Annotated in this window: 19 protein-coding genes; 9 read left to right on the top strand and 10 right to left on the bottom strand. The window is 67.5% G+C overall.

From position 1 onward, the window contains the following. Complete coding sequence (locus BMY06_RS22095) at positions 1 to 1,239, top strand: glutamine amidotransferase-related protein (protein WP_074985244.1); 1,239 nt, start codon at positions 1 to 3, stop codon at positions 1,237 to 1,239. A 74-nt stretch (positions 1,240 to 1,313) separates the two neighbouring features. Here BMY06_RS22095 and BMY06_RS22090 read toward each other — a convergent pair whose 3' ends face one another. From BMY06_RS22090 to BMY06_RS22075, 4 genes are all read right to left on the bottom strand, one after another. After that, complete coding sequence (locus tag BMY06_RS22090) at positions 1,314 to 2,306, bottom strand: threonine ammonia-lyase (RefSeq protein WP_074985242.1); 993 nt, start codon at positions 2,304 to 2,306, stop codon at positions 1,314 to 1,316. Between the two features lie 71 nt (positions 2,307 to 2,377). Beyond that, positions 2,378 to 3,541, bottom strand: coding sequence for a porin (locus BMY06_RS22085; protein ID WP_074985240.1), 1,164 nt, complete (start codon positions 3,539 to 3,541; stop codon positions 2,378 to 2,380). Positions 3,542 to 3,748: 207 nt separating this feature from the next. Then, a complete protein-coding gene (locus BMY06_RS22080) occupies positions 3,749 to 4,633 on the bottom strand; it encodes an ABC transporter substrate-binding protein (protein WP_065059666.1) in 885 nt (294 codons plus the stop codon). A gap of 226 nt (positions 4,634 to 4,859) precedes the next feature. Further along, positions 4,860 to 5,717, bottom strand: coding sequence for a LysR substrate-binding domain-containing protein (locus BMY06_RS22075; protein ID WP_074985239.1), 858 nt, complete (start codon positions 5,715 to 5,717; stop codon positions 4,860 to 4,862). Positions 5,718 to 5,831: 114 nt separating this feature from the next. Here BMY06_RS22075 and BMY06_RS22070 point away from each other — a divergent pair, with 114 nt between their 5' ends. Together BMY06_RS22070 and BMY06_RS22065 are read left to right on the top strand one after the other, a co-directional pair. Beyond that, complete coding sequence (locus tag BMY06_RS22070; protein WP_065059664.1) at positions 5,832 to 6,245, top strand: VOC family protein; 414 nt, start codon at positions 5,832 to 5,834, stop codon at positions 6,243 to 6,245. Continuing rightward, a complete protein-coding gene (locus BMY06_RS22065; protein WP_074985237.1) occupies positions 6,242 to 7,186 on the top strand; it encodes a 2-hydroxyacid dehydrogenase in 945 nt (314 codons plus the stop codon). Before BMY06_RS22070 ends, BMY06_RS22065 begins: the two co-directional genes overlap by 4 nt. A gap of 110 nt (positions 7,187 to 7,296) precedes the next feature. Here BMY06_RS22065 and BMY06_RS22060 read toward each other — a convergent pair whose 3' ends face one another. Together BMY06_RS22060 and BMY06_RS22055 are read right to left on the bottom strand one after the other, a co-directional pair. Beyond that, entirely contained in the window at positions 7,297 to 8,595 is a 1,299-nt protein-coding gene (locus tag BMY06_RS22060) for an ATP-binding protein (protein ID WP_124263216.1), read from the bottom strand. Positions 8,596 to 8,869: 274 nt separating this feature from the next. Then, complete coding sequence (locus BMY06_RS22055) at positions 8,870 to 9,823, bottom strand: 3-hydroxyacyl-CoA dehydrogenase family protein (RefSeq protein ID WP_074985235.1); 954 nt, start codon at positions 9,821 to 9,823, stop codon at positions 8,870 to 8,872. A gap of 391 nt (positions 9,824 to 10,214) precedes the next feature. Between BMY06_RS22055 and katG the strand changes: the two genes are divergently transcribed. Further along, complete coding sequence (gene katG / locus BMY06_RS22050; protein ID WP_074985548.1) at positions 10,215 to 12,389, top strand: catalase/peroxidase HPI; 2,175 nt, start codon at positions 10,215 to 10,217, stop codon at positions 12,387 to 12,389. A 169-nt stretch (positions 12,390 to 12,558) separates the two neighbouring features. Here the strand turns inward: katG and BMY06_RS22045 are convergent, their stop codons facing one another. Next, positions 12,559 to 13,500, bottom strand: coding sequence for a LysR family transcriptional regulator (locus BMY06_RS22045; RefSeq protein WP_074985233.1), 942 nt, complete (start codon positions 13,498 to 13,500; stop codon positions 12,559 to 12,561). Between the two features lie 164 nt (positions 13,501 to 13,664). Between BMY06_RS22045 and BMY06_RS22040 the strand changes: the two genes are divergently transcribed. Further along, complete coding sequence (locus BMY06_RS22040) at positions 13,665 to 13,925, top strand: DUF2798 domain-containing protein (protein WP_074985231.1); 261 nt, start codon at positions 13,665 to 13,667, stop codon at positions 13,923 to 13,925. Between the two features lie 58 nt (positions 13,926 to 13,983). On the opposite strand, the gene BMY06_RS22035 is transcribed toward BMY06_RS22040, so the two are convergent. Then, complete coding sequence (locus BMY06_RS22035; protein ID WP_065059659.1) at positions 13,984 to 14,541, bottom strand: lipocalin family protein; 558 nt, start codon at positions 14,539 to 14,541, stop codon at positions 13,984 to 13,986. A 363-nt stretch (positions 14,542 to 14,904) separates the two neighbouring features. Here BMY06_RS22035 and BMY06_RS22030 point away from each other — a divergent pair, with 363 nt between their 5' ends. The 4 genes from BMY06_RS22030 to pdeM are packed head-to-tail and all read left to right on the top strand — an operon-like array spanning position 14,905 to position 20,990. Beyond that, positions 14,905 to 15,981, top strand: a complete 1,077-nt coding sequence (locus BMY06_RS22030; RefSeq protein ID WP_124263217.1) for a ligase-associated DNA damage response exonuclease — start codon at positions 14,905 to 14,907, stop codon at positions 15,979 to 15,981. Then, positions 15,978 to 17,645, top strand: a complete 1,668-nt coding sequence (locus BMY06_RS22025) for an ATP-dependent DNA ligase (RefSeq protein WP_074985228.1) — start codon at positions 15,978 to 15,980, stop codon at positions 17,643 to 17,645. Before BMY06_RS22030 ends, BMY06_RS22025 begins: the two co-directional genes overlap by 4 nt. Next, entirely contained in the window at positions 17,642 to 20,326 is a 2,685-nt protein-coding gene (locus tag BMY06_RS22020) for a ligase-associated DNA damage response DEXH box helicase (RefSeq protein ID WP_074985226.1), read from the top strand. The genes BMY06_RS22025 and BMY06_RS22020 overlap by 4 nt, the downstream gene beginning before the upstream one ends. A gap of 1 nt (position 20,327) precedes the next feature. Beyond that, positions 20,328 to 20,990, top strand: a complete 663-nt coding sequence (gene pdeM / locus BMY06_RS22015) for a ligase-associated DNA damage response endonuclease PdeM (protein ID WP_074985224.1) — start codon at positions 20,328 to 20,330, stop codon at positions 20,988 to 20,990. Between the two features lie 46 nt (positions 20,991 to 21,036). Here pdeM and BMY06_RS22010 read toward each other — a convergent pair whose 3' ends face one another. Beyond that, positions 21,037 to 21,570, bottom strand: a complete 534-nt coding sequence (locus BMY06_RS22010) for a cytochrome b (protein WP_065059655.1) — start codon at positions 21,568 to 21,570, stop codon at positions 21,037 to 21,039. Continuing rightward, positions 21,567 to 22,637: a catalase family peroxidase gene (locus tag BMY06_RS22005; protein ID WP_074985222.1), complete on the bottom strand. Its 1,071-nt coding sequence runs from the start codon at positions 22,635 to 22,637 to the stop codon at positions 21,567 to 21,569. The genes BMY06_RS22010 and BMY06_RS22005 overlap by 4 nt, the downstream gene beginning before the upstream one ends. Positions 22,638 to 22,669 lie beyond the last annotated feature (32 nt).

The following is a 22,669-nucleotide window of genomic DNA, read 5'->3' as shown; positions in this document are numbered from 1 at the left end:
ATGCTGCATCTGATCGAAGACGCCGCGAGCGAACCCGTGCAATATGGCGCGCTCGCGGCGCGGCTGGCGATGCGGCTGGCCGCGGGCGAGGCGATCTTCGCGCATCTGCCCGCGCGATTCGACACGACGCGCTTTCCGGATGCGATGCAGCACGTCTGCACGGAAGGCGCGCTGGTCGCGAGCGGTTTGCTCTGGCGCGACCGCGCGTGTCCCGGCGGCGTGCAGGGCGAACTCGACATCGACGAGATCGTGATGCGCGCGCGGCACGCCGAGGTGGTCGTGCCCGTGCATCCCGCCAATGGCGAGCCGGCCGCGCTGCGCGAGGCGTTTGCGTCGCGCGCCGAACGTGAAGGCGTGACGTCGACGCGCTACGTGGTTGAACGCGCGTCGTCCGTCGCGCGGGTGATCGACGAGCATCGCGTGTTGTGCGATGCCGCAACGCAAGACCGCTTTGGCCGATGGCGCGATGCTGACGTCGATGCCGTTGCCGATGTCGACCTTGAAACGTCATCGCGCGCGTCGCTCGTCGTCGCGTTGATCGGCAGCGAAAGCGAGCAGCGTGCGCAATATCCGGCGACGCTCGCCGCGCTCGGCGACGCCGCCGATGCGCTCGCGCTCGACCTCGATGTGCGCTTCGTGGCCGCGCAATCGCTCGACGCGTCGACCGTGGCCGCGCAGTTGCGTGGCGCGCAGGCGATCTTGTTGCCGGGCGGCGCGGACATGTCGCGCGTGGCCGGGCAGATCGCGGCGGCGCGTCATGCGTGGAGCGCGCGCGTGCCCGTGGTCGGCTTGTGTCTCGGCATGCAGTCGATGGCGACGGCGCTCGCCCGCGTGGCGCTCGAACGCGACGATGTCGGCATGCTCGAAGCGCAACCGCACGCGCGTGTGCCGAGTTTCGTGCCGATTCGCGAGGAGCACGATGGCAGTCTCGCGCATCGCGCGGGCGTGCAAGCGGTATCGATCTCGCACGATTCGCAGCTCGCGCACTGGCTCGATGGCACGCGAGCGCCGATTCGCTGCAATCATCGTTATCGGCTGGAAAAGTCGCTCGAAGCGCCGCTGGCGCGTGTCGGCGTGACGATTGCCGCGCGCGACGCCAGTGGCGAGATCGCCGATGCGATCGAGGCGCGCGATCATCCGTTCTTCGCGGGCATGCAGGGGCATCCGGAATTGTCGTCGCGCGAGGGTGCGCCGCATCCGTTGCTGATCGCGTGGTTGCAGGCGGCGCGCGGGCACTGAACGCACGCAGCCGCGTCACGAAAAAAGGCGCGCCGCTCTGGCGCGCCTTTTTTACGCCCATCGATATCGATCGATCACGCAGCCTGCGAAGCCAGCGCCTGCGCAAACAATTCCGCATCCACGTTGCCGCCCGAGGCGACCACGAGCACGCGCTTGCCGCGCAGCGCCGAGGCGGCCGGATCGGCCATCATCGCGGCCAGCGCGGTCGCCCCGCCGGGCTCGACCACCACGCGGAAGGTTTCGAAGCAGAACGCCATCGCGCGGCGCACGGCTTCGTCGTCGGCGACGAGCGCGCCCGCGAGGCGCGAACGGTTGATCGAGAACGGCAGTTCGGCGGGCACGGGGGCGAGCAGCGCGTCGCAGATCGATACGCGTCCGGCCGGATTCGTTTCGCGCGCGCCCGACGCGAGCGAGCGGCGCGTATCGTCGAAGCTTGCCGGTTCGGCGGCCCAGACTTCGGCGTGCGAGCCGGCCGCCTCGACGGCGAGACAGGTGCCCGCCGCGAGTCCGCCGCCGCCGCACGGCACGACGATCGCATCGACTTCCGCCGCGCCGAGGCGTTCGAGCGATTCGAGCGCGACCGTGCCCTGGCCCGCGATCACATGATGATGATCGCCGGGCGGCACGACCGTGTAGCGGCCTTCGCGCGCGAGTTCGGCGGCCACTTCCTCGCGGCTTTGACGCTCGCGGTCGTAGCGCACGATGCGCGCGCCCGCGAGCCGCGCTTTTTCGACCTTGTTTTCAGGCGCATTCGACGGCATTACGACCGTGGTCGCGAGACCGAGCATGCGCCCGACCGTGGCGATCGCCTGACCGTGATTGCCGGTCGAGTAGGCGACCACGCCGTCGGGGCAGAGCGCGCGGTCAAGCCGCGACAGGCAGTTATAGGCGCCGCGAAATTTGAACGCGCCCGTGTGTTGCAGCGATTCGAGCTTGACGACCACGCGCGCACCCGTGAGCGCGTCGAGCAGATCCGAACGCACGAGCGGCGTATCGACGGCGACGTTGTGCAGGCGCGCGGCGGCGTCGAGCACGTCGCGGGCGGCGGGGGTCTGGAAAGACAACATGTTGCGATCCTCGATAAACGCGCGGCGAACGCAATCGGTGCGCCGCGCCAGGCGATCCGGCGTGAACCGGATCAGAAACGATGCCGCAGGCCGACTGTCACGATCGCCTGCGTGCTGGTGCCGTCCACGCCATACGACGAGATCGTCGCGCGCGCGTCCTGGAGCGCGCCCGAACTCGTGCGCTGCTCGCCGCTCGCGTGCTGGAAGGCGGCGGTGGCGTAGACGTCGGTGGCTTTGGAGAGCGTGTAGAACGCGCCCGTGCTGACCTGGTTGTAGCGCGCGGACGCGTCGCCGCTCGCATCGGTGAAGACGTAGCCGAGGCCGAAGCGCAGCGCGGGCGAGACGCGGTAGAACGCGTACACGCGGCCCGTGTTGTAGCGCTGCGTGTGCGCGAAGCTCGACTCGCCGTCGGCGGTGTAGCGCGCGTTGCTGTAGCCCGCGCCAAGTTGGAACGCGCCGAGCTGGTACTGCGCCGCGGCCTGGGCGATGCCGAGCACGTGCGCGCTCTGGTAGGCGGTGTTGATCGAGCCGCCTTCGAAGAGCGCGTCGGTGGTGGCGCTGGTCCAGCCCGTGCGTGCGCCCGTCGATGCGTTGGCGTTGGCGGCCTGGAAGTAGCCCGCCGCGAGCTTGAGCGGGCCGTTCGCGTAGAGCGCGGCGGTGCTGAGCGTGTAGCCCTGGCCGAGCGAGCCGGCCACGCCGCCGGGCGCGACGAGCGCTTCGAACTGGAGGCCGCCGAAGTTCGGCGAGGTGTATTTCAGGGCGTTCGAAACGCGCGCGCTGAAGTCGTTGTTGTCGACGTCGCCGGGCGTGGCGAACGGCACGCTGCCGCCTGCGCCGTCTGCGGTGATCGGCTGCACGAGATCGACGATCGGGTCGTACATGCGGCCCGCGACGAGCGAACCCCAGCGGTCGCCCGACAGTCCCACGAAGGACTGGCGGCCGAATTCGCGGCTGCTTTGCAGCGACTTGCCGGTGCCGATCGCGAAGCCCGATTCGAGCTGGAAGATCGCCTTCAGTCCGCCGCCGAGATCTTCGCTGCCCTTGAGGCCCCAGCGGTTGCCCGAGAGACCGCCGCTGAGCAGGCTGAAGCGGTTGCCGTTCTGGGTCTTCAGATAGCTGATGCCCGCATCGACGATGCCGTAGAGCGTGATGCTGCTTTGTGCATGAGCGTTGCCGATGCCGGCGCCGGCGAGCACCGCGCCGGTGAGTGCGAGTCGTGCTTTCAGGGTTTTCATCTGTTGTGCGAATTAATTGTGATTGAGGTGATGTGCGAGAAGCGTGCGGCGGATGAAAGCGATCAAGCGGACGTCGAGGTATCGGGCTGAGCAGGCGCAAAGCAGGCGCGAGCGCGCCCGCCGGAGCGGTCAGGCCGCTCCGGAACCGTCAACGCGAACCACAAAACGAAACAGGAGGGTGAGCGAAGCGCGCGCGAGGCGCGTCGGTCAATCGGCCTTCGCGACGGTGCCCGCGCCGTCGAAGATCGACACGGAAGCGGGCAGCTTCCACTTGGCGATCAACTGGCGATAAGTGCCTTGCGCGACCACTTTCGCGAGCGCGTCCTTGAGTGCGCCGGCCATCGCCGTATTGCCCTTGGCGACGGCGAAGCCGATCGTGGTGGTCTGCTCGAATTCGGGGCCGACGGCCTTGTACGTGTTGGGCACTTCGGCGAGCAATTGCACGGTGCCGGGCGTGGAGTTGTAGATCGCGTCGGCGCGGCCCTGGCGCAGGCTCAGCGCGGCATCCTGCGCGGTCGGCAGCGTCATGACGTTCGGCGCGGTCTTGCCTTCGGCGGTGCAGCGCTTCGCGTCGGCGCGCGCGTAGGTTTCCTCGATGCCGCCGAGCGTGACGGCCACGTTCTTGCCGCACAGCGAGTCGTCGCGGCCCGTGATCTTCGCGGGATTGCTCTGCTGCACGATGATGCGGTCGCCCACGCGCAGATAGGGCACGAAATCGACCTGCGCGCTGCGGGCGGGCGTGATGTACATCGCCGAATTAATGAGGTCGATGCGGCCGCCTTGCAGCGCCGGAATCAGGCCGTTGAACTGCATGTTCTGCGGCGCCGGTTCGAGTTTCATTTCCTTGGCGACGGCCTGGGCGAGGTCGATGTCGAAGCCGGTCAGCGTGCCGCTGCGCGTGAATTCGAACGGCGCGAAGCTCGCCGCGACGCCGTAAGTGAGCTTGCCCGAGTCGAGCGTCTTGACGGCGTCGGCCGCCGAGGCGGCGGGCGCGGCGAGTGCGCTGCACAGCGCGGCGCAGGCCACGAGGGCCGGAAGAACGGGGACGGCGCGGAGCGAGGAAAGGGCGGAAATCGGCAAGCGTGCGTTCATGGTGGGTCCTGTTGGCGGGCGGTGTGTTTTGCTTGAGTTGTACAAATTTATACAAACGTGAAAAATGTACGTCAAGCGAGAATAAAAAAGCCCGTCCGCGTGTGGCCTTGAAATCACATGAATTTTTTATGCGCGATGTGATCGCCTGTTTGTATTTTTATTGCACAGTTGTACATAGTGGGGCGCAGAAAAGAACAATCGACGACCCAGCGCGCCGACTCGCCGCTCACTGCGCCAGCGTCTTCGCCAGCGCCGCGAGCAGATTCGGACGCTCGGGATCGGCGTCGGCGAGCAGCACGATTTCGCGCTCGTAGGCCGCGCCCGGCAGCGCGATCACGCGGCAGTCGCCCGCGAAACGCTCGATGCCCGACCAGCGGGGCACGAGCCCGACGCCCATGCCGTCGGCGACCAGCATCGCGATGGCTTCGAGCGCATCGAGGTCGCACAGCACGGCGGGTTCCCTGCCCTGATCGGCGAGCCAGCGCGTGGCGAAGCGCCCGCCCCACGCGTTCGGGTCGTAGCGGATATAGGGGCGCTCGGCCAGCAGCGCGAGCGGCGTGCCGCGCGCTTTCTTCGGCGCGAGCATGACGAGCGGTTCGCGGCGCAGCGCGGTGGCGCGCACGGTTTTCGGCAGGTCGAACGGCGGCGCGACCGTGATGGCGGCGTCGATCTGGCCGGCCTGCAACTGCTGGAACAGGCTCTGCGAGGTGCCGGGCGCGATCGCCAGCCGGGCTTTCGGTGCGTCGCGCGTGAGCGCACGCAGCGCGGCCGGCAGCATGCCGGTGAGCGCCGTGGAGATCGCGCCGACTCGTAGCGTGCCGCTCAGGCCGTCGCGATCGGCGTCGCCGCCGAGCAGCGCCGCCTCGCGCACCAGCCGGCGCGCGCGCGGCAGCAGTGCGAGACACGCGGGCGTGGGCTGGGCCGTATGGCCGCGCCGCGACAGCAGCGCAAAACCGAGTTCGCGTTCGAGCGCCTGCACGCGCTGGCCCATGGCCGCGGCCGTGACGTGCTCGGTGCGCGCGGCATCGGCGATCGAACCGCAATCGACGATGGCGATCAGGCTCTTGAGGTAGCGCGTCTCCAAAAGTTTTCCTTTCGATGCATAAAAAAATCCATGCTATCTCTTTTGAAGTGGCGCTGCTACGCTCGGCTTCATTCTTCGCCCCGATTACTCGAACACCGGAACACTGGAACGCTCATGCACACCGCTTTTCACCTCGCGTATCACGTCCGCGATCTTGACGCCTCGCGCGCTTTCTACGGCGATCTGCTCGGCTGCCGCGAAGGCCGCAGCACGGAAACGTGGGTCGATTTCGACTTCTTCGGCCATCAGATCTCGCTGCATCTGGGCGAGCCGTTTCCGGTGACGAACACGGGACGCGTCGGCGATCACTGGGTGCCGATGCCGCATCTGGGCCTCGTCATGGACATGCCCGACTGGCGCGCGCTCGCCGACCGCCTGAGCGCCAGCGGACTCGAATTCGTGATCGCGCCGACGTTGCGTTTCGAAGGCCAGCCCGGCGAGCAGGCCACCATGTTCTTTCTCGATCCGTGCGGCAATCCGATCGAGGTGAAGGGCTTCGCGAATCTCGGCAAGGTGTACGCGAAATGAGGCGCGTGCTGCCGTTCATCGCCAATCCCGATTACGCGTTCACGGCGCCATGGCTCGCCGCGTTGCAGGCGGCGATGCCGCAGGAAACGCTCGTCGCGCTCGACGACATGAGCGAGGCCGAGCGCGCCGGATGCACGGTGGCGATCGTCGCGAATCCGCGTCCGGAGGATCTGCGGCGGCTGCCGAATCTGCGCTGGGTGCATAGCGTGTGGGCGGGCGTCGAGCGCCTCGTCGCCGATCTCGCCGACATGAAGCTGCAAATCGTGCGCCTCGTCGATCCGCAACTCGCGGACACGATGGCCGAAGCCGTGCTCGCGTGGACCTTTTATCTGCACCGCGACATGCCGCGCTACGCGGCGCAGCAGGCGGCGCGCGAGTGGCGCGCGCAGGATTACGTGCGCGCGCAGGACAAGACGGTGTCGCTGCTCGGGCTCGGCGCGCTCGGCGAAGCGGCGGCGCGGCGTCTGCTCGCGGCGGGTTTCAAGGTCCGCGGATGGAGCCGCACGCGCAAGGCGATCGACGGCGTGCAGTGTCATACGGGCGAGGACGAACTCGGCGCGATGCTCGCGCAGACCGATATCCTCGTCTGCCTGCTGCCGCTGACGCCGCAGACGGCGGGGATCGTCGATACGCAGGTGCTGGCGCAATTGCCCGCGCACGCGTCGCTGATCAACTTCGCGCGCGGCGCGATCGTCGACGATACGGCCTTGCGCGCGGCGCTCGAACGCGGGGCGCTCGCGCATGCGGTGCTCGACGTGTTCGCGGTCGAGCCGCTGCCCGCCGATAGCTGGCACTGGGCGCATCCGCGCGTGACGGTGCTGCCGCATATTTCCGCGCCGACCGATCGTTCGACGGCGTCGCGCATCGTGGCGGCCAACCTCGCGGCGTATCGCGAAAGCGGGGCGATTCCGCCCTGCGTGGATGCGGCGCGCGGGTATTGAACACGGGCGAGCGTCGGTGTAAAGCACAGCGGGCCGGTCGAAGCGGAGACTTCGACCGGCCCGCTGTGCGTTCGCTGTTTGCTGTTCGCTTCCGTTCGCTCCCGGCGCGCTTAAGCGCGCGCTTCCTTTTCCATCGGCACGATCACGCGCACCCACAAACCGCCTTCCGGGTGATCGCCGATCTTGAGTTTCGCGTTGCACAGCCGCGCGAGGCGGCGCACGATCGACATGCCCATGCCCCAATGCTTGCCGAGGCCGAGCGTCGAGGCCCGCGCCGCGCGCGCGGCGAGTGACGGCGCGGCCAGCGCGCCTTCGTCGGGCAGACTCGCGCCGACGCCTTGCCCGTGATCGCGCACGCTCAAGGTCCACGAACGCGGGCCGCGCGCCGTGCAGATTTCGACGGGCGGCGCGCCGTGCGCGAGCGCATTGCCGACGAGGTTGTCGACGAGACGCACGAGCGCGGTGCGCGGCAGTTCGAACGCCTCGCCGGCATTGAGGTGCAGCACGATGCGCGCGTCGCTGGTATTCGCGCCGAAGATGAAGCGGTCTCTCAGATACGCTTCCACGCCCACGGGCGCATGATCCGCGCCGCCGCCCACCGTTTCGACGAACTGGCGCGCGAGATCCTGAAAGAGATCGATGTCCTCGACCAGCGCGACGCGCAGATGCCAGCGCGCGCCGTTCGTCGCGTAGGCGCGCAGCCGCGCCGCGTGCGATTCGATCTGGCGAAGGAATGCGGGGAAAAACGTCGAGCGGTCCTGATCCGCGCCGCTGCGGCGGCACAGCAGATCGCCCAGCGCGCGGGCGACGCCGTGCAGTTCGCGCAGGCGGCCGTCGAACGAGGGCGGGGCTGATAACAAAGACGAGGATGACGACGAGGACGCATCGCCCGCCGTGGTCGTGGGACAGCGGACCGCCGCGCGCAAGGCCGCCGTCAATGCGTGCAGATCGTCGCGGATACGGCGCAGCCACCAGGCGCGCAGCGCGAGCAGAAACGCGCACACCGCGAGCGCGAGCACCGCGAAACGCGCGACGAAGCGCGCATCGATCGAGCGCGCGAACGCCTGCATGCAGGAGATGGCCGCCGTGCAATGCGCATCGGCATCGCTGCCGACAGCGGCGAACGCGGCGTCGGCTTCCCAGACGGCGTCGCGCAGATGCGGTTTCACGCGCGCACGCAGATCGACGATGTGCGGACGGATCGACACACGCGGTGCAATGCCGTGCGCGCTCTCGCTCGAAGCGGCGAGATCGGCGGCGGGATCGTCCTGCCACGCGGCGGGCGCGCCGGACGCCTGTTCGAAAGGCGCGTCGCCGGACATGAACGGCGCGTTCGCGTCGAGTTGGCGCAAGCCCACCTGCACCAGCATCAAGGACGCAATCGATAGCAGCACGATCCGGACAAACAAGGCGGTCACCCCTTTTTTATTGACATCGATCTTCGGGTTGACGCCGTGACGTGCACCCCTGAAGTAGCCGCTTTTTGGGCTATGACCGTATTGTCCGCGACGCGCGGCGATTTAAATCCAGCGAAAAGCGTGGTGATCGGGCTCTTTTTCGTCGGCGAAGTGCCGTTAATAACGGATGAGGGCGATTCCGATGAGGCAATTGAACGGTTTCGGTAAGCCCGTCGTCAGCCGCGAAGCGGGCCGCGCCGAGCCGGCGCCGCGCCCGCTTCGGGCTTTAACGGCCCGCGATCAGCTTGCGCCGCGCGGCCTTCACGCGGGCGAGGCGTGCCTCGTCCCAGTCGTAGAAGCCCGCGCCGCTGCGCACGCCGACGCGTCCGGCGGCCACCTTCTCGCGCAGCAGGTCGATCACGCCTTCGTCCTTGGCGAGTTCGGGCATCAGATGCGAGGAGATATCGACGAAGGTGTCGAGCCCGCCCATGTCCGCGCCCTCGAACGGACCGACGATGCCCCAGCGCCGGCCGAGCGACGCCTTCATCACGCGGTCGACGACTTCGGCGCTCGCCGCGCCCGAGCGCACGATATTGAGCGCCTCGCGCAGCACCGCGAATTGCAGCCGGTTGCCGACGAAACCCGGAATCGACTTTGCGAGCACGACCGGCTCCATGCCGATGCCGCTCATCAGCGACTCGGTGCGCGCGGTGACGTCCGCGCGCGTGGCGCTGCCGGGGACGACTTCGACGAGCGGGATCATGTGCGGCGGATTCCAGAAATGCGCGATCACGAAACGCTCGGGCGCGGGCAGCGCGCTCGCGAGCAGATCGGGCTCGAAGCCGCTGGTGTTGCTCGCGAGGATCGCATCGGGCGCGAGCACCGCGCCGAGTTGCGCGTAGAGCCGATGTTTGAGTTCGAGCACTTCGGGCACGGCTTCGAAGACGAACTGCGCGTGCGCCATGACGTCGAGCGAGACGCTCGTTTCGATGCGCGCGAGCGCGGCGGCGCGCGCGTTCGCGTCGATACGGCCCGCGTCGATCAGTTCGTCGAGCACGGCTTCGGCTTTTGCCGTCACGCCTGCGAGGCGCGCGGGATCGACATCGTGGACGATGGTGCGCAGACCGTGCAGCGCGCATTGCGTCGCGATGCCCACGCCCATCAAACCCGAGCCGACCACGCCCGCCACGGTGACTGCTGACTGCTTTGTTGCCTGCTCTGATGCCACTGCCTGGTTCATGCCGATCGCCCTCCGGGCCTGAATTTTCTGAATTTTCTGCAAAATCCTTTTGCAGGATCGATTGCTGAAGCGCATGCCGAATGCGCAAGCGTACAGGATTCTTTACCTTAAGCCTGGTGTTCGGGGCAAGCCATCGGTTAAATAAAGCGGAACGAGCGCGCCGTTAAGGTGATGGGCATAACCTGAATTATTCTTAATTCATCATGCGGATATTAAAAGCCGATTGTGCATTTGCGCACACGGTTCGATGTCAACCCGGCGTAACGCTTTTGCGATCATGGGTTTACGCCTTGTTGCGCGGTTCGGCGTAATGCGTAGAGAAGAAAAATGGTCGCCGGTAGGTAATTGATCACTGCTATATTTAAAAATCCCCAACCCGAATTTGATCGACATGAGCACGCCCATCGATACACCGACGCCCGAACAAGGCAAGTGCCCGTTCCACGCCGCTGCAAAGACCATTGCCGGCAGCGGCACCGCCAATCTTCACTGGTGGCCCAATCAGTTGCGCGTCGATCTGCTCAATCAGCATTCGCAGCGCTCGAATCCGCTCGGCGAGCAATTCGACTATCGCGCGGAATTCAAGAAGCTCGATTACGACGCATTGAAGGCCGACCTGCGCACGGTGCTGACCGACTCGCAGCCGTGGTGGCCCGCCGACTGGGGCACCTACGCGGGTCTGTTCATCCGCATGGCCTGGCATAGCGCGGGCACCTACCGCATGATCGATGGCCGCGGCGGTGCGGGCCGCGGCCAGCAGCGCTTCGCGCCGCTCAACGCGTGGCCCGACAACGTCAACCTCGACAAGGCGCGTCGCCTGCTTTGGCCGGTCAAGCAGAAGTACGGGCAGAAGATTTCGTGGGCCGATCTGATCGTGCTGGCCGGCAACGTCGCGCTGGAAAGCGCCGGTTTCCAGACGCTCGGTTTCGCGGCTGGCCGCGAAGACGTGTGGGAACCGGATATGGACGTGAACTGGGGCGACGAAGCCAAATGGCTGACGCACCGCGATCCGGAAACGCTCGCGAAGAACCCGTTGTCGGCCACGGAAATGGGCCTGATCTACGTGAATCCCGAAGGTCCGAACGCGAGCGGCGACCCGGCGTCGGCGGCAGCGGCCATCCGCGCGACCTTTGGCAACATGGCGATGGACGACGAGGAAATCGTCGCGCTGATCGCCGGCGGTCACACGCTCGGCAAGACTCACGGCGCGGGTTCGGCGGAGAACGTGAGCACGGACCCGGAAGCGTCGTCGCTCGACGCGCAGGGTCTGGGCTGGCAGAGCCGATTCGGCTCGGGCGCGGGTGCGGATGCGATCACGTCGGGTCTCGAAGTGGTCTGGACGCAAACGCCCACGCAGTGGAGCAATCACTTCTTCGAAAACCTGTTCAAGTACGAGTGGGTGCAGACGCGCAGCCCGGCGGGCGCGATCCAGTTCGAAGCGAAGGACGCGCCTGAGATCATTCCCGATCCGTTCGACGCGTCGAAGAAGCGCAAGCCGACCATGCTGGTCACCGATCTCACGCTGCGTTTCGATCCGGAATTCGAAAAGATTTCGCGCCGCTTCCTCGGCGATCCGCAGGCGTTCAACGAAGCGTTCGCGCGTGCGTGGTTCAAGCTGACCCATCGCGACATGGGGCCGAAGGCGCGTTATCTCGGTCCGGAAGTGCCCGCGCAGGATCTGTTGTGGCAAGACCCGCTGCCCGCGCCGGTGCATCAGCCGAGTGCGGCCGACATTGCGGATCTCAAGGCGAAAATCGCGGCGTCGGGGCTGTCGGTGAGCGAACTGGTGTCGGTTGCGTGGGCGTCGGCGTCGACGTTCCGTGGCGGCGACAAGCGCGGCGGCGCAAATGGCGCGCGCATCGCGCTCGCCCCGCAAAAGGACTGGGACGTGAACAAGGACGCCGTTGCCGTGCTGCCGACGCTTCAGGCAATCCAGCAGGCGTCGGGCAAGGCATCGCTCGCCGATGTGATCGTGCTGGCCGGCGTGGTCGGTGTCGAGCAGGCCGCGCGCGCGGCGGGCGTCGAGATCGACGTGCCGTTCGCGCCGGGCCGTGTGGACGCACGCCAGGATCAGACCGATATCGAGTCGGTCAATGTGCTCGAACCGCGCGCCGACGGCTTCCGCAACTATCGCAGCGTGCAGGACGGTCCGGCGGCGGAAATGCTGCTGATCGACAAGGCGCAGCAGCTTACGCTGACCGCACCGGAAATGACGGTGCTGGTCGGCGGCCTGCGCGTGCTGGGCGCGAATGCGCACGGGAATCGCGACGGCGTGCTGACCGGCAGGCCGGGCGTGTTGAGCAATGACTTCTTTATCAACCTGCTCGATATGGGCACGGCGTGGAAAGCGGCCGATGCGTCGTCGGAACGTTTCGAAGGGCGCGACCGCAAGAGCGCGGAAGTGAAATACACCGGCACGCGCGTCGATCTGGTGTTCGGTTCGAACGCCGTGCTGCGCGCGCTCGCGGAGGTCTATGCGAGCGCCGATGCGAAGGAGAAGTTCGTGAACGACTTCGTCGCGGCGTGGACCAGGGTCATGAATCTGGATCGATTCGACCTGGTTTAATGGTGAGCCCGGACATCGAGGATGTCCGGGCGCATCGGCATTGCGTGGTTATCGGCATTGTCATCGCATCGCATCGTATCGCGCGCCGTGTCACGGCGTGGTGCGGCGGCGTGCCGACATGCTGGCCGCGTTCATTCCTCGGGCGCCGGAATTGGCCGCGCGTCGCGGGTCATCGTGCGACCGCTGTATCGCATGAATCCGTTTCGCTCTGCAACGCCTGCTCGACATAGTCGATAAAGGCTCGCGCTCGCGCATTCATCGCCGACCGCTCGGCGACGCATGCATAGAGTTCCATCGGCTCGGGTTCGGCGTGGACGGTGCCTTCGTCGTGCGGCTCGAACAGCGTGACCAGCTTGCCGCTGTCGATCAGCGGCTGCGCCACGAAACTCGCGAGCCGCGCGATGCCGCCGCCGTTCGCCGCGATCTGCGCCAGCATGTCGATGTCGTCGCAGACGAAGGCGGGGTTGATCGGCGCGTCGAAACACTTGCCTTCGCGCACGAATCCCCACGGCAGAAAGCGGCCGTCCGTTGGATAGCGGAACACGGCGCATGCGTGATGCTTGAGGTCTTCGGGCGTGAGCGGCACGCCCGCGCGATCCAGATACGCACGCGCAGCGCAGACCAGAAACGGTCTCGACGCGATGCGCCGGGCGATCAGCCGCTCATCGAGTTGCGCGGCGATCCGGATACTGACGTCGACGCCCTCGAGCCGATGATCGACGGCCCGGTCGGTGCTGATGAGTTCGAGATCGATGCGCGGATACGCGGTCTTGAAGCCCGGCATCAGCGGCGCGAGCACGTGGCGGCCGAACGCCGCCGTGGTGGCGACGCACAGCGCGCCGTGCGGCTGCGCCTCGGCCGTGGCGACCTGCGAGGCGAGATCGATGTCGCCGGGAATATGGCGGACCCTGGCGTAATAACGCGCGCCGCTTTCGGTGAGCGCCATGCTGCGCGTCGTTCGCGACAGCACGCGCACGCCCAGGTGCGTTTCGAGCCGCGCGATGCTCTGACTCACGGCCGCCGCGCTCACGCCTTGTGCGCGCGCCGCCGCCGCGATGCTGCCGGTTTCCACGACGCGGATGAAGCAGTTGATCAAGCCGAGAATATCCATTGCCCTGTGTTCAGTGTTTTATGTCTCTTGTTTTACGTCGCGCTGATCGGTCATTTCGTAAATTTTACTTAAAAATGAATCAAGCGCTGGACGGCTGGGCACGTATTCGCGGCCTTGTTACGCTGGCGATCCGTTAAACAGCCCACAAGAACGAGGTCGCATTCATGCCAGCCGGAACACCGCAAAACCGCCGCATTCGCTTTCCCATCTCGACGACGCCTTATGTCTTTGCGCTTTATATGGCGACCATCATGGCGTTTCTGATGTGTCTCGTGATTACCGTCGCCGAATTCGGCATTAACGGGCATTACATGGAAAATGTGATGAATGCGTATCGGGTGGCGATGCCGTCGGCGTTTATTTGCGTGCTGATCGTGCGCCCGATCGTCGCCCGGCTGGTGGCGTGGACGGTGCACGCGCGTTGAGGCTGCGCGCTCGCCGCCGCCGCCTCGACGCCGTACAAAACCATACAAAAACGCCGCGTCAATCCGGCGCTTGCTGCGTCACTCTCACGAGCGACCAGTCGTAACCGAGCGCCTTCACGCGTTCGCGCAGGCTGTCGAGCAGCGCGGACGACGGGTGGGCCGCGCGGGTCAACACCCACAGATAACGGCCCGATGGTTCGCCCACGATCGACCAGTCGTATGCGTCGCCGTGATCGAGAATCCAGTAGTCGCCGTAGAACGGCCCGAAGAACGACACCTTGAGCTTGGCGTTCGTCGCGGCATCGACGACCTTGGCCTTGCCGGTCGATTCGTGTTCGTCACCCGTCACGCCGCCTTTGCGGCCGCGATTGACGACCTTTACCGTGCCGTTTTCGTTGAGCGAGTAGTCCGCCGTCACCGCATCCATGTCCTTTTCGAACGAGGCTTCGTAGCGGAACTGTTCGTACCAGCGGCCCATGTATTTCGTCAGGTCGACGGATCGGGCGGGCTCGGGCACGGCGCGATTACCGACCGGCCCCGGACGCGGTATGTACGCGCAGGCACCGAGCAATAGCGCGGCGCCGGCGAGTGCGGTAACGAGAATCTTCTTTCGCATGCAGGTGATCTCCGATGATAGTGGCGGCATTCTCGCTCGGCGGGCGCGGACCCGCAGCGAGCAAAACACGCCCCGACATACAGGCTGTTGTCCAGGCGACGATGCATTCATTCAAACCAACACGCGGTTGAAGCAAAGCTCGGGCCATGCTGCGTCGCGGCGTGCGAACGCGCGGTTTCGAGCCGTTGTCTGTGGCTTCCTGTGGGCGGCCGCTACCGCGCGATGAGGCCGATGTAATCCTGGCGAGCGTCGGCTGAAATTTTTTACCGCGAACGCGCCCGTCTCGGGACCGCCCGTCTCGGGACCGCTTCTTGCGTCACGCGAGCGAGGCGAACGTTCGACCTCGACAGGGAGCAGGCAGGCGTGATCCATTCCTCCGATCTGATTGTGGCGCGCCCCGAAGGACTGTATTGCCCGCCCGGCGATTTCCATATCGATCCGTGGCGGCCGGTCGAGCGCGCCATCATCACGCACGCGCACGCGGACCACGCGCGCAGTGGCCACGCGCGCTATCTCGCCGCGCAGGCGGGGCTCGGCGTGCTGCTTGCGCGGCTGCCGGGCATCAGCGTGCAGGGCGTGCGTTACGGCGAAGAGGTCGAGATCAACGGCGTGCGCGTCTCGCTGCATCCGGCGGGACACGTGCTGGGTTCGGCGCAGGTGCGCGTCGAGCACGGCGGCCGCGTGTGGGTCGCGTCCGGCGATTACAAGGTCGAGCCCGATCCGACCTGCGCGCCGTTCGAACCGGTGCGCTGCGATACCTTCATCACCGAATCCACGTTCGGCTTGCCGATCTATCGCTGGGAGCCGTCCGCCGATATCTTCGCGGGCATCGACGCCTGGTGGCGTCACAACGCCGCGGCGGGCCGCGCGTCGGTGCTGTTCTGCTACGCGTTCGGCAAGGCGCAGCGCGTGCTCGCGAGCGTCGATTGCGGCATCGGCCCGATCTTCTGCCACGGTGCGGTCGAAACGCTGAACCGCGCGTATCGCGAGGCGGGCGTCGCGCTGCCGCCGACGCGTCTCGTCAGCGAGATCGCGGCGCGCGACAAGTCGGCGTTCAGGGACGCGCTGATCGTTGCGCCGCCCTCGGCGCAGGGCAGCGCGTGGATGCGCCGCTTCGGCGATTACAGCGATGCCTTCGCGTCCGGCTGGATGCGCGTGCGCGGCATGCGGCGTCGGCGCGGCGTCGATCGCGGCATGGTGCTGTCGGATCACGCCGACTGGCCCGGTCTGCAACAGGCGATCGGCGCGACGGGCGCGCAACGCGTGATCGTCACGCATGGGCAGATCGAGCCGATGGTGCGCTGGCTCGCGTCGCAAGGGCTCGACGCGGGCGCGTTCGCCACCGAATACGGCGACGAGGCGATCGAAGCCGGTGCCGCCGATCGCGCCGCCGACGCCGACGACAGCGCCGCGCCCGACGCCGCGAGCGCGCAGCCATGAGACAGTTCGCGGCCCTCTATACGGCGCTCGACGCCACGACCTCGACGAACGACAAGCTCGACGCGTTGCTGAGCTATTTCTCCGCCGCCGAACCCGAGGACGCCGCCTGGGCCGCGTATTTTCTGGCCGGCGGCAAGCCGCGCCAGGCGGTGCCGACGCGCGTGCTGGTCGAGTGCGCGCGCGACCGGGCGCGGCTGCCCGACTGGCTGTTCGAGGAGTCGTATCAGGCGGTGGGCGATCTCGCCGAAACCGTCGCGCACGTGCTGCCGCCCGCGACGCGCGAAACGGAGCTGGGTCTCGCGCAATGGATCGAGCAGCGCGTGCTGCCGTTGCGCGGCAGCGATCCCGCCGATCTGTGCGCGCGCCTGACGCAGTATTGGGACGAACTGAACTGGAGCGAGCGTTTTCTGCTGACCAAGCTGATCGGCGGCGGCTTTCGCGTGGGCGTGTCGCGGCAGCTTGTCGTGCGCGCGCTCGCGCGCGTGGCGGGCGTCGATCACAAACGCATCGCGCAACGCATGGTCGGCTGGACCGATTCGCGCCAGGCGCCCAGCGCGGCCCGCTATCTGCGTCTGATCGCGCCGGCTGCCGAAGGCGACGACGTCGATACGCCGCACGAGAGCGACGTTGGCTTGCCGTATCCGTTCTTTCTCGCGCATCCGCTCCAGAGCGATCCCGCCACGCTGGGCGCGGTCGCGGGGTGGATCGCCGAATGGAAATGGGACGGCATTCGCGCGCAGATCGTCAAGCGCGCGGGGCGCGTGTGGATCTGGTCGCGCGGCGAGGATCTCGTGACCGAGCGCTTTCCCGAGCTGGCTTCGCTGGGCGAGGCGCTGCCCGACGGCACCGTGATCGACGGGGAAATTCTCGCGTGGGAGCCGGGCGCGACCGCGCCGCTGCCGTTCGCGCGGCTGCAACCGCGCATCACGCGCAAGACGCTGACCCGCAAAGTGCTCGCCGATTCGCCGGCCGCGCTGCTCGCCTACGATCTGCTGGAAGAGCACGGCCGCGATCTGCGCGGCGAGCCGCTCGACGCCCGCCGCGCGCGGCTCGATACGCTGGCGCGGACGATGTCGGCGACGCTGGCGCTCGATCTGCTGCGTGTGTCGCCGATCGTCGAGGCGCCGGACTGGCCCGCGCTCGCCGCGCTGCGCGAGCAGAGCCGCGCGCGCGGCGTGGAAGGGCTGATGCTCAAGGAGCGCGCGTCGATGTACGGGGTGGGGCGCACCAAGGCGTCGGGTACGTGGTGGAAATGGAAGATCGAGCCGTATTCGATCGACGCCGTGCTGCTCTACGCGCAGCGCGGTCACGGTCGTCGCGCGAGTCTCTACACCGATTTCACCTTCGCGGTCTGGGACGAGCGCGACGGCACGCGCACGCTTGTGCCGTTCGCCAAGGCGTATTCCGGCCTGACCGACGAGGAAATGCGCAAGGTCGATGCGGTCGTGCGCAAGACGACGGTCGAGAAGTTCGGTCCGGTGCGCAGCGTGACGCCGACGCTCGTGTTCGAAATCGGCTTCGAGGGAATCCAGGCGAGTCCGCGCCACAAATCGGGCATCGCCGTGCGGTTTCCGCGCATGCTGCGCTGGCGCACCGACAAGTCGATCGACGACGCCGACACGCTCGACATGCTCAAAGGCTTTTTGAACGAGGCGCTAACATGAGCGCGCCGAATAACGCAAATGCGGACGCCGACGCGGACGCCGACACTGACGCCGACGAGAGCCCTGAAGCCGCGCCGCGCAAAGCGCGTCCGCGCCGCATCCCGCGTTCGCGCGCGGCGCAGGAAATACTCGACGCGGCCAGCGCCGACGCGTTCACGCCCGAGCCGTTCGCATATGACGCATACGCCGCGCAGACGCCGATCGAGACGCGCATCGCGCAGTGGTTCGCGGCGCAGGGCTGGCAGCCGTTCGCGTTTCAGCAGACGGTCTGGCGCGAGATCGCGCGCGGCGCGAGCGGCCTGCTGCACGCGACGACCGGCGCGGGCAAGACGTGGGCGGTGTGGATTGGCGCGCTGGCGGCGTGGGCGGAGGCTTCGGTTTCGGCTTCGGCGTCTTCGCCAGGAACCGCGCGGCGCGCGCCGTTGCCCGCGCCGCTCACGGTGCTCTGGATCACGCCGATGCGCGCGCTCGCCGCCGATAGCGCGCGGGCGCTACAGAGCGCCGCCAAAGCGCTGGGCGCGCCGTGGACCATCGGGCTGCGCACGGGCGACACCTCGTCGACCGAGCGCGCGCGGCAGAACCGCCGCATGCCGTCGGCGCTCGTCACCACGCCCGAAAGCCTCACGCTGATGCTCACGCGCGCCCAGGCGCGCGAGGAGCTGGCGCATCTGCGGCTCGTCGTGGTCGACGAATGGCACGAGCTGCTCGGCAACAAGCGCGGCACGCAAACGCAGCTCGCGCTCGCGCGCCTCACGCACTGGCGGCCCGAACTCCAGGTCTGGGGGCTGTCGGCGACGCTCGGCAATCTCGCGCTCGCACACGACGCGCTGCTGCATGGCGTGCGCACGCCGCGCGTGAACGTGCGCGGCGCGCAACCCAAAACCCTGATCGTCGATACGCTGATTCCCGCCACCATCGAACGCTTTCCGTGGGGCTGCCATCTGGGCACGCGCCAGGTGGGCGCGGTCGCCGCGGGGGTCGACGCGGCGCAAAGCTCGCTGGTGTTCACCAACACGCGCTCGCAGGCCGAAGCCTGGTATCGGTCGCTGCTCGAACTGCGGCCCGAGTGGGCCGGGCTCATCGCCTTGCATCACGGCTCGCTCGACAAGTCGGTGCGCGACTGGGTCGAATCCGGGCTGAAGCACGGCCGCCTGAAAGCGGTCGTCTGCACGTCGAGTCTCGATCTCGGCGTGGACTTTCTGCCCGTCGAGCGCGTGTTTCAGATCGGCTCGCCCAAAGGCGTCGCGCGGCTGATGCAGCGCGCGGGGCGCTCGGGCCACGCGCCGGGCCGCGTCTCGCGCGTGACCATCGTGCCCACGCATGCGCTCGAACTGGTCGAGGCGGCCGCCGCGCGCTGGGCCATCGGCGAGCGCCGCATCGAAGGCCGCGACATGCCGGTCAAACCTTTCGACGTCCTCGTGCAGCATCTCGTGACGGTGGCGATCGGCGGCGGTTTCACGCCGGGCGCGCTCTATGACGAGATTCGCAGCGCCTACGCGTATCGCGATCTCACACAAGCCGAATTCGACTGGGCGCTGACCTTTGTCGAACGCGGTGGCGCGTCGCTCGGCGCGTATCCCGACTATCACCGCGTCGCGGCGGACGCCGACGGCGTCTATCGCGTGCCGCGCGACGACCTCGCGCGCCGCCATCGCAACAACATCGGCACGATCGTTGCCAACTCGACCATCGACGTGCGCTTTTTGTCGGGCGGCCGCATCGGCGCGATGGAGGAATCGTTCATTGCGCGCCTCAAACCTGGCGACGTCTTTACGTTCGGCGGTCGCGCGCTCGAACTCGTGCGCGTGCGCGACATGACCGCCTACGTGAAGCGCGCGAATTCCTCGCGCGGCGCGATGCCGCAATGGGCGGGCAGCAAGATGCCGTTGTCGTCCGAACTGGCCGACGCCGCGCTCGTGATGCTCGCGCGCGCCAGCGAAGGCATCTACGACGAACCCGAAATGCGCGCGATCCAGCCGTTGCTCGAACTCCAGGCGCGCTGGTCGGCGCTGCCCGGACCGGGCGTGCTGGTTGCCGAAAGCGTGCGCACGCGCGAAGGCCATCATTTCTTCTGCTTTCCGTTCGCGGGCCGCATGGCGCATATCGGGCTGGGCGCGTTGATCGGCTGGCGCGTGGCGCGCGACCAGCCGAGCACGTTTTCGATCTCGGTGAACGACTACGGCTTCGAACTGCTGTGCGCGCAACCGTTCGACTGGCAGGCGCTGGTCGACGACGGCCTGTTCTCCGCCGCCCATCTCGAAGACGACATCCTCGCGAGCCTCAACGCATCGGAACTCGCCGCGCGACGCTTTCGCGAGATCGCGCGCGTTTCGGGGCTGGTTTTTCAGGGGCATCCGGGCCAGCAAAAGAGTGCGCGCCAGTTGCAGGCGTCGAGCGGACTGTTCTACGAAGTCTTTCGCCGATACGACAGCGCGAACCTGTTGCTCACGCAGGCCGATCAGGAAGTCGTGCGGCAAGAGCTGGAGTTCGAGCGTATCCGCGCGGCGCTCGCGCGCATGAGCACAAGCCGCTTCGCGCTCGCGCGGCCGCCGAGGCCGACGCCGTTTGCGTTCCCGCTGATCGTCGCCAGGCTGCGCGAAAAAGTGACCACCGAGCATCTGGCCGATCGCGTCGAGCGCATGCTCGCGGAACTCGAAACCGCCGCGCGTCGCGCCGACTGACATGGCCGCGCAAACCTACCCGATCGACGTGAACGGCGCGCCGCTGACGCTCTCGGCGCAGCGCGCGGCGTTCGATCCCGTGAGCCGCGCGGTGTTCGTCGCGGATGTACATCTGGGCAAGGACGCCGTGTTTCGCGCGCGCGGCATTCCGGTGCCGACGGGCGCGACGGCCGACACGTTCGCGCGCCTCGATGCCGTGATCGCGCAGTTCGCGCCGCAATCGCTGTATTTTCTCGGCGATCTGCTGCACGCGCGCGAATCGCACGCGCCCGAGGTGCTCGACGGATTGAGCCGCTGGCGCGCCGCGCATCGCGGGCTGCGCCTCGTGCTGGTGGAGGGTAATCACGATCGTCACGCGGGCGCGCTTGCCGATGAATTCGGCATCGAGACCGTGTTCGAACCATATCGACTCGGGCCGTGGACGCTGTGCCATCATCCGCAGCCGCACGCGGACGGCTATGTGCTCGCCGGTCACGAGCATCCGGTCTATACGCTGCGCACGGGCGTCGATCGTGTGCGTTTGCCGTGCTTTCGCTTCGGCGCGCGCGTGGGCGTGCTGCCGGCCTTCGGCGCGCTGACCGGCGGCTACGAGGCCACCGGCGAGCGCGGGCCGGAAAGCGTGTACGTGGTGGCCGCGAAGCGTATTTTCAGCGTCCGGCGTTGATGCGCGCGACGTCTTTATCGTCCTCGCAACCTCTGCTGGCGGATGCTCAGCGCCACGACGCCATCGACTCGAACACGCCGTCGCGGCGCACCAGTGCATGCAGGAGTGCCGCCGCGAGATGCAGCAGGATCAGCGCGAAAAAGCACAGCGCGAGAAAGCGATGCGCGTTCCAGAGCGCCGAATGCAGCGCGTTGCTGTGCGGCAGGAACGCGGGCAGGCGCACGCCCAGCACCATCACCGGATAATCCGCCGCCGAGAGCATGCCCCAACCGATCAGCGGCAGCGCGATCATCAGCGCGTACAGCACGACGTGCGAGAGGCGGGCGACGAGCTTCATCGGTTCCGGCATGGCCGCGGGCAGCGGCGGCGCGCCGCGCACGAGCCGCAGCACGAGGCGGATCAGCGCGAGCACCAGAATCGCGATGCCGAGCGGCTTGTGGATGGAGACGAGCGTGAGGTAGTCGGGGCGCACCGTCGACACCATGCCCACGCCGATAAACAGCATCGCGAGAATGCAGATCGCCATGAGCCAGTGCAGGACGCGCTGCGCGGGACTGAAGCGGGGGTGGACGGCGTTCATGGCGCGACTCCTTGCGCGTTGCCGCGCGGGTAGTCCTTGTCTTCGGCGGTGCGGCGGTTGAACGATACCGAATAGGCGGCCGAGCGCGCGGCCGGGAACGGATCGTCCGAGACGTGTATGCCGGCGGGCAGTACCGTCGGGTCGAAGTTGAGGTTGCGGCACGGGCCGTCCGCTTCCGGCTCGATGGCCGTGACGATGAGCGTGCCCGCGTCGACGGTGCGCCGGTCGTCCGGCCACGCCTGGCTCGGATCGGCGGTCGCGTCGCCGGGATTCGCGACCGTGATGCGCAGCGTCCAGCGTTGCGGCGCGGACTGCACACGCTGGACGATATCGGTTTCGAGGAAGTTGGGCGCGAGGTGTGCCGCGTCGGCGGCGGAGAGCGGTTGCGGCGCGGCCGCCGGCACGAAGGACCAGCGCACGGCATGCGCCTCGCCCGCCGCGTTTGTGAAGATGAAACTGTTCAGGCTGTTGTAGCGGTCCTGCGCGAACGACGCGGTCAGCGGCGTCGTCGACGCCCACGCGCCGAAGTGCGCGAACTCGGGATGCGCGGCGATGAAGTGCTTCATCGCGTCCGGATCGCTCTTGTTGCCCGCCGCGCCGAGCAGTTCGTAGAACGCTTGCGGCGTGGCGACGGGGAAGAACGGCGCGTCGATCATGGCCGAGCGCCATTCGCTGCCACCGGGCGAGCCGATGAGCAGGCCGAGACCGCGCACGTGCACGCTCGGGTCGGGCGCATTCGGGTCGGCGGTCGCGAGATTGAAGCGGCCCGTGGCGGCGAACGTGCCGGCGGCGAGCATCGGCGCGCTCGACAGTTGCGCGCCCGCGCCGTTCGATTCGAAGCGGCCCGTGAAGCAGATGCCCTTCGCGTGATTGCGCCGGAAGCCCAGCGCGGGGCCGCCCGGCGGGGCGAGCCGGTCGACCAGTTTGGCGGGCGTGAGCCGATGCGGCGACAGCCAGCCGGCGGTCCAGGCGAACGCGGCGGCCAGCGCCAGCACGACGACGCCGATCAGCGCCAGCGCGCCGAGGTGATTCGAATTCGAAGGTGGGGAGGTGTTGTTGCCAGCCATTGCACGGTCTCCTTAGCTGAGCGTTCGTGCAA

The organism is Paraburkholderia tropica, assembly GCF_900109265.1.
GTDB classification, from domain to species: Bacteria; Pseudomonadota; Gammaproteobacteria; order Burkholderiales; family Burkholderiaceae; genus Paraburkholderia; species Paraburkholderia tropica.
Note: the sequence above shows the minus strand (reverse complement) of the source record. Positions and strands in the feature narration are given on the sequence as shown.